The sequence below is a fragment of the Thermodesulfobacterium thermophilum DSM 1276 genome (genome assembly GCF_000421605.1).
GTDB classification, from domain to species: domain Bacteria; phylum Desulfobacterota; class Thermodesulfobacteria; order Thermodesulfobacteriales; family Thermodesulfobacteriaceae; genus Thermodesulfobacterium; species Thermodesulfobacterium thermophilum.
In genome coordinates, this window is sequence record NZ_ATXI01000017.1 from 22440 (window position 1) to 28826 (window position 6387).

Annotated in this window: 9 protein-coding genes; 1 reads left to right on the forward strand and 8 read right to left on the reverse strand. The window is 35.5% G+C overall.

Annotation, left to right across the window (positions count from 1 at the left end):
- Positions 1 to 100 precede the first annotated feature (100 nt).
- Positions 101 to 1300: a tyrosine-type recombinase/integrase gene (locus H529_RS0107930; RefSeq protein WP_022855985.1), complete on the forward strand. Its 1200-nt coding sequence runs from the start codon at positions 101 to 103 to the stop codon at positions 1298 to 1300.
- Between the two features lie 29 nt (positions 1301 to 1329).
- Here the strand turns inward: H529_RS0107930 and H529_RS0107935 are convergent, their stop codons facing one another.
- The 8 genes from H529_RS0107935 to H529_RS0107970 all read right to left on the reverse strand — a co-directional run bounded on the left by H529_RS0107935 (position 1330) and on the right by H529_RS0107970 (position 5784).
- Entirely contained in the window at positions 1330 to 2103 is a 774-nt protein-coding gene (locus H529_RS0107935; RefSeq protein WP_155984472.1) for a hypothetical protein, read from the reverse strand.
- A 310-nt stretch (positions 2104 to 2413) separates the two neighbouring features.
- Complete coding sequence (locus H529_RS0107940; RefSeq protein ID WP_022855987.1) at positions 2414 to 2755, reverse strand: hypothetical protein; 342 nt, start codon at positions 2753 to 2755, stop codon at positions 2414 to 2416.
- On the reverse strand, positions 2748 to 3032 hold the full coding sequence (locus tag H529_RS0107945) for a hypothetical protein (RefSeq protein WP_022855988.1): 285 nt from the start codon (positions 3030 to 3032) through the stop codon (positions 2748 to 2750). Before H529_RS0107945 ends, H529_RS0107940 begins: the two co-directional genes overlap by 8 nt.
- 27 nt (positions 3033 to 3059) lie before the next feature.
- Complete coding sequence (locus tag H529_RS0107950; RefSeq protein WP_022855989.1) at positions 3060 to 3302, reverse strand: hypothetical protein; 243 nt, start codon at positions 3300 to 3302, stop codon at positions 3060 to 3062.
- A complete protein-coding gene (locus H529_RS0107955) occupies positions 3289 to 3513 on the reverse strand; it encodes a hypothetical protein (protein WP_022855990.1) in 225 nt (74 codons plus the stop codon). The genes H529_RS0107950 and H529_RS0107955 overlap by 14 nt, the downstream gene beginning before the upstream one ends.
- 3 nt (positions 3514 to 3516) lie before the next feature.
- Positions 3517 to 4815: a type IV secretion system DNA-binding domain-containing protein gene (locus H529_RS0107960; protein ID WP_022855991.1), complete on the reverse strand. Its 1299-nt coding sequence runs from the start codon at positions 4813 to 4815 to the stop codon at positions 3517 to 3519.
- 11 nt (positions 4816 to 4826) lie between these two features.
- A complete protein-coding gene (locus H529_RS0107965; protein ID WP_022855992.1) occupies positions 4827 to 5255 on the reverse strand; it encodes a hypothetical protein in 429 nt (142 codons plus the stop codon).
- Positions 5248 to 5784: a hypothetical protein gene (locus tag H529_RS0107970; protein ID WP_022855993.1), complete on the reverse strand. Its 537-nt coding sequence runs from the start codon at positions 5782 to 5784 to the stop codon at positions 5248 to 5250. Before H529_RS0107970 ends, H529_RS0107965 begins: the two co-directional genes overlap by 8 nt.
- Between the last annotated feature and the right edge of the window lie 603 nt (positions 5785 to 6387).

Genomic DNA, 6387 nt, shown 5'->3' on the forward strand with positions numbered 1-6387 from the left:
AGAATCTCCTTGTTCCGATAATTTTCCGATAATCAATTTTTGTCTGAAACTGGCTGAAATCAAATTTGATTTTGTTCAGGTGGTTAATTAAAAAATAGGTATGGCTTTATACTGGCGCTGCAAAAACTGCAGAAGCGTGAATTCTGAAAAGGCTGAGGCATGCAAAAAATGTGGAAGTTTTGAAGCTTCAGGTTATGAAGTTCAAATCATGATTGGAAGGACGCTAGTGAGAAAGAGTTTTAGAGCAGGTGAGTATGAGCTTGCAAAGACTGTTGAACTTGAGCTAAGAAAGAAGCAAGAGCTTGTAAGAATTGCTGAAAAGCTAAAAAGCGTTGATGAGGGGTTAAGCAAGCTTTTAGGAGATAACAGCTTTCAAAAAGGAAACTTTGTAAAGGTCAAAATTTTCTGGAATAAATATTTTCTCTGGATGAAGAGTAATAAAAAAGAATCAACGGTGAGAGAAAGAATTACGCGCTGGAAAAAGTATCTCAAGCCCTTTTTAGGAGAAAAAACTCTTGCTGAGATAACCCCAGCACTTGTTGAAAAATACAAAACGGAAAAGTTGAAACAGGGTTATTCCCCTGCAAGCATTAACAGGGACATAGCACTTTTAAGGCACATGCTTTCAATGGCGGTGAAGTGGGGGTATCTGAAAGAGCATCCTTTGAAGGGAAAGATTGAAATGCTGAGAGAAGTTCCTATCAGGCAGTGGACTTTTTTGACAAGAGAAGAATACGAAGCTGTTTTTGAAAATTTGAGTGAAACTTACAGGGATCTGTATCAGTTTCTCGTTTTAACTGGAGCAAGACTGGGAGAAGCATTAAATCTTAGGTGGAAGGACATCATGTGGGAGGCTGGAGTTGCATATCTTCGTGATTCAAAAGCCAACCGCCCAAGGGTGATAGTTTTGTCTGATTGTGTTATAGACATGCTTGATGAAAGAAAAAGAAAACTGAATGCAAAAGAAGACGAAAGAGTCTTTAAGCATTCGGATTCGGAGTTCAGGAGGGCGTTCAAAAGGGCTTTGAAATCTGCTGGACTTCCTGAGAGCATTAGAATTCACGATTTACGGCATACTTTTGCAAGCTGGCTTGCCATTAAGGGCGTTCCGATTCAGCAAATCAAAGAGCTTTTAGGGCATTCTCAGATCACAACCACGCTGAGATATGCTCATCTCAACCCTGAGACATTACGTAGGGTTGTTAATACACTTGAAAGCTTTGAGGAAAAGATAACTAATGACAGAAAAGTAGTTGACTTTAATAAGTATTTGAAAAAGAAAACTTTGAAATCAGCATAAGCCCCTGCTCTGCAGGGGCTTTTTTGTTTCTACTTTTTCAGCTTTATTTTTTTGATAATCAAAAATGCAGCAACAGCAATTAAAGCTAAAACTACAAAGAACTTTGCAAAAGAAAATGATTTTTCACTTTTATTTACTTTCATAGTTTGAGTCTCTTTTTTTGCGTTTTCAAGAACTTTTGAGATTTTTTCTATTTTTTGAGGCTCTTTTTCAAGAGTGCTTAAAAGAGATTTGATTTGAGCTTTGTCAAATTTAATTTTAGCTACTCTGAGCTTGTGAAAATCTTTAAATTTTGTTGATTCTAAAGCAGACTTGTTTTCAAGCTCAGACAAAGTTTTTAAGATTTTAACTCTTTCATTGATAAAAATTTTAACTTCTTCGGGAGGAATAGAGACAAAAGAAAAAGGATCAATCAAAACTGGAAGCTCAGGATAAGCTTTTGCTAAGAAGTAATAGTTTAAAAAATCTTTAAGCTTTCCCTGCTTTGCAAGATCGGAGAGAAAGTTAGTTAAAATAAAAAAATCTGATAATCTCAGATCTTCTTGAGAAAACTGCAAAACGTTTGTTAAGAAGTCATAAAAGAAATAAGTTGTTAAGTCAACTCTTTGCTCATCTGCAAGTTTTTTTGTAGTAGAGAGCATTTTTTCTTTTAAAAGTGAAAATTCAGAATCAGCACTCTGAGAAATTCCAAAAAAGTCTTTTAAAATTTTTAAAAGATAATCTGCTTTCTGAGAAAAGTTCATCGTTTTTTTGACTGAAAGAGAAGCTGTTTTTTCTGCACTTTCAAGAGTTTCAAGCTTCAAAAAAGGAAGCTCTACATAAGTAATTTCTCCAACATAGTTTATGCAGGGTTCAGCACAAATGAGATCACCGAAAAAGCTTTTAGAGGCAAATTTCTTCCATGAAGCTTTTCTGGGAGTGTCAAGATTTACTGAAAATTTTAAACTCCCTTGTGAGCATTCGCAGGCTGAAATAGAACACTCACAAGTGAACCCGTTTAAATTAAGCGGCGGGTTGGTTCTGATTGAAAAACTTAAAGCTTGAGAAAAAGTTAAGCTTAAAAAGAGAAGCATCAGAAATAAAAGTTTGTTTTTCATAGCTCCCTCTTTTTTTTTATTTTAGTTCTTCTTTCATTCTTTTTTCTAAGTCTGTTGAGTTTGAAGTTTCATTGAAAGCTTTTTCAAGCTGAGATTCAAGCTCTTTTACTTTCTGTCTTCTCTCTTCAAGCTTTGCTTGAGCTTGCTTTTCTTCTTCTGCTGCTTGCTTTTGCCTATCTGTCCAGTAATCATTTTTCAAACTATACGGGTTTTTCATCATCTCTGAAAAATCTTTGTCAAATCTTGCACTTTCACGCTCTAAATAAGCTTGATGTTCTGACTGCTTGACAACTACAAAAAAGAAAAGAACAGCAAGACCAGGAGCTACTAAGAATAAAGTTTTGAATAAATTATTCATAAGCTACCCCCTCTTCTTCAGGAGCTTGAGCTTCGTCTTTTTTCTTTCTCATTCTTTGAGCTTTCTCTTGATTCATCCTGTAAAGTCTGTCATAGCCGTAAACTTCAACGACAATGTGATGAATCAATTTGTAAATTTCTCTTTCATCATCTCCCTGCAAAAAGGCAGCAAGAACCTTTTTCCCTATTTCTTTTTCAACTAACCGTCTTGCGTTTTTGATGAGATCCTGAATCTTCTGAAGCTCTTCTACTTTTTTAGCAATGTTTACTTTTCCCATGCTGCACCTCCTTAATGTTTTTTTTATTTAAATTAATATTAAGAGCAAAACTAAAAGCAAAACAGGAGAAAACAATAAACAGAGAAACAAAAAGCTGTAAAGAATGCGTTTTTTCGTCTCAGGAAAAAGGGTTCCATGCGGGCTGTAAAGCTCTTTTATAGCTTTAGAGAATTCTTCTTCAGATTTAAAGAAAAATTTCCAAGGAAGAGTTTTTAAAATGCAAAATACATAAAACAAAAAATCAAAGTATCTAAGCTTAGATAACTTCATCGCTTTCCTCCTCTTTAAAAAGTTTTTTTACTTTTAAAGTTGTAAAGCAAAGCTTAATTTCATTTTCAGAAAGAAGTTTAAACTCTTTGCACCATGTGCCACAGAAAAGGCCGCCTGCACCCAGGGAGCAGTAAACAGGATAAAACCCTTTTTCATTTCCTCTTCTAAGCTTGAGAAAAAGAAAACCTTTTTCGTTAATTTTCGCAATCATTTTTTACTCAATTTTTGTTTCTGTATTATTATTAACCAGATCAAACTTAAAAATTGGATTTAAATCAACAGCAATATTTTTCCCTTGAAAAGAGAAAAAGGGGATTCTAACCTGAGCAATAGGATAATGAAGCATTTTTAAATAAGCCGTCAAATCTTGTAAAGTAGCAATCTGCGAAGGCAGTATAAGCTTTTCTACTTTTCTTCTTCTCTGCAGTGACAAACCATCTCTTAAATCCTCAGGGCCCATAGAAAGACTTTCATCCGTTTCAAGAATTTCTGTCTCTCCAAAGGTTTTTGACATAACTTCAGCTGAACGAGGATCATTCACAGCAAAGCATACGATAGTAGAGCAGTTATTCAGAATTGAAAAAGCACTTTCTCTGTAAACTCTTTCAAGCTGATTGAAGTCTTGTAGAGCTATTATAAGAGAAAGCCCTTTTGAGCGCCCCTGTTCCAGCCCCTGAAGGATTGAGGAGAGCTTTTGAAGAGTTACGAACTCATCAATAACTAAATAAATTCTTCTGTTATAATTTTCATGCAAAGATAAAACATGTCTTATCGTTGTATCAATAAATAAAGAGAGTAAAGGTTTTAGCGTGTCTCTCAATTTAGGATACCCAACCAGAAAAAGAAAAGAGCTTTCTTCACTTTCAATAAAACTTTTAATTGAAAAATTTGAAGCTAAATGTCTCGTGTAGTAAAAACAATTTGTATACTGCCTCATCGTGCTAAGAACGTCACTTGCAACTTTAGAACCTTTATCGTGCCCCTGTAAATACCCCAGGGCTCTTTTAGCAGCCTCAATGCCCTGGTTGACTGCAGCTTGCATTAGAGAAAGCATTTCTCCCTCAGACAGAGAGACATGATCCCAAATCGCTTGATTTGTTTCAAGATTCATTCTCTTTAAGTAATGAATGATAGAAGCAAAAATGTCTCTTGCACCATCTATCCAGAATTTGTCCTCTTTAGTAGTTAGAGGAATAAGTGAGCTTGCTACTGCATCAACGTCTGCATGCGTTTCTATTTCAGAAAGCAGGCTCCAGTGCAGGGTTCTTGTGTCAAGAGGATTGAAAATAAAATCTTTTTCAGGATCGTAAAAACATGATACATAGTCACCCTTAAAATCATAAATCAGAGCTTTTGCTTTCTGTTTTCTAATCTTATCAATGAGAGAATAAATAAGCCTTGTTTTTCCTGTTCCTGAGCGGCCTACGACAAAAAAGTGCCTGCACTCAGCTGAGCGGGGAACAGGCACTTTGCCGATGAAAAAGCGCTGTTCTAAGTATTCTTCAAATGTCATTCTGTCCCTCCTTATTTTAGATTTTTGAACTCTTTCTTAACATCATTCATGACTAACTTTTTTAGCTCATCTTCACTGATAAGTTTTGAGCCTCTCAAAAACTCATCTCTCATTATGCTTTTTGCTTTAAGCTTGAACTTTGCAAGCATGACAGGATACAACAACCAAAGCGGAGTGGTGAGCAAGTAATACATTACGAATCTGCCAAAAAGGAGTTTTAAAGCCTTTAAAAAAAGGCTGAACTGAAAAGAGAATAAAAGCTCAATCAAGAGAGAAAAGATTTCTTCATGCATAAAGTAAAGTAAAAGCAAAGTCAACAAAAGCTGAGAGAAAAAGATAATAAAAGTAATAGTTAAATGCATTTTTGCTGTCATTTGAACAGAATGCCACCATGCCTCAAAGCCTTTGTAAGCTTTAGCTTCTTTATAAGCCTCAGGCATGTTTTTCCTCCTGCAGAAGTTTCTTAATAAACTCTGCAATTTCTTTTCTCTTTTCTGGAAGCACTACGATTTTTTGAGAAAGCTTTTCAAGAGCATTTAAAACATGCAAGTAGCTGCTTTCTGCTTTAGCTTTCTCTCTCAGCTCTTTGATGTAAGCGTCAAAATCTGCTCTCTCTCTTTCAAGAACGATGAGCTTTTTAGCAAGCTCTTCAAGAGCAATGAGAATTAAATAACAGCCCTGACAGGTAGGTAAAGTTTTTTCAGGTTCTTTTTTCTGTTCTTTACTTTCTTCTTGCTTTTGAACTTTTTCTTTGATGTGTAAGTAGATTAACTCATTAAGCTTTTGATTAAGCAAGTCAAAATAAGAAACGATTTCTTTAAGCTCTTTAGTTTTCTTCTCTTCATAAGAAACGATGAGCTTTTTCAGAAAATCAGAATAAGTGAGCCCTAAGCCTTTGGCTCTTCTTTTGAATTCTATCAGCAAATTATCTTCAAGATAAACAGGAGAGTATTTTTGCTTTGTTCCCATTTTTTGCTCCTGTAAAATTTTTTTACTTTTATATTAACCACTGCAGTTTTTTAAAATCTAAGATAGCTATCTAAGATATGTTAGCCCTTATATGGCAAGAGATAGCTTATTTCTATCTAAGACTGCTATCTTAGATAACATTTTACAGCCCTTATTTTCCGTGGCATTCAGGGTATGCCTTTTTGGTTGCCACTTGTAGTGGCGGGGTGTGTATGAGAAAAAAGCGAAGCGGGGCGTCAAGTAAACTTTTAGCTGGAGAGCTGATTTTAAAATAAAACAACTTCTGGAGCGTAGAAAAGTTAATAAAAAAGCTCTTTTGCTTTTCCCTTTAAGCGGTTTAAAGCTTTTGTTTTTAGCACGGAGCAATTTTAAGGCACGGAGCATTCAAAAGAAAAGTTGAACCTGCAGCGAAGTGGAGCGCAAGCGGAACGGAGCTGCAGGGAGTGCGGAGCGAAGCGGAGCACAGGAAAAAAGAGCGTTGCAAAAGTAAAGAGCATTTTTGTTTAAGCACCAAGCGTTGAAAGAGAAGAGTTTTTTTCCTTGACTACTTGTTCTTTTTTTAGACACTTGTCAAGAGAATTGTGTCTCCTTATAAAATCTCTT

What these genes read in the sequence shown, in the direction of transcription:
- H529_RS0107930 (WP_022855985.1), top strand. Translation starts at nt 101, where the DNA reads ATGGCTTTATACTGGCGCTGCAAAAACTGCAGAAGCGTGAATTCTGAA.
- H529_RS0107940 (WP_022855987.1), bottom strand. Translation starts at nt 2,755, where the DNA reads ATGAATAATTTATTCAAAACTTTATTCTTAGTAGCTCCTGGTCTTGCT.
- H529_RS0107945 (WP_022855988.1), bottom strand. Translation starts at nt 3,032, where the DNA reads ATGGGAAAAGTAAACATTGCTAAAAAAGTAGAAGAGCTTCAGAAGATT.
- H529_RS0107950 (WP_022855989.1), bottom strand. Translation starts at nt 3,302, where the DNA reads ATGAAGTTATCTAAGCTTAGATACTTTGATTTTTTGTTTTATGTATTT.
- H529_RS0107955 (WP_022855990.1), bottom strand. Translation starts at nt 3,513, where the DNA reads ATGATTGCGAAAATTAACGAAAAAGGTTTTCTTTTTCTCAAGCTTAGA.
- H529_RS0107960 (WP_022855991.1), bottom strand. Translation starts at nt 4,815, where the DNA reads ATGACATTTGAAGAATACTTAGAACAGCGCTTTTTCATCGGCAAAGTG.
- H529_RS0107965 (WP_022855992.1), bottom strand. Translation starts at nt 5,255, where the DNA reads ATGCCTGAGGCTTATAAAGAAGCTAAAGCTTACAAAGGCTTTGAGGCA.
- H529_RS0107970 (WP_022855993.1), bottom strand. Translation starts at nt 5,784, where the DNA reads ATGGGAACAAAGCAAAAATACTCTCCTGTTTATCTTGAAGATAATTTG.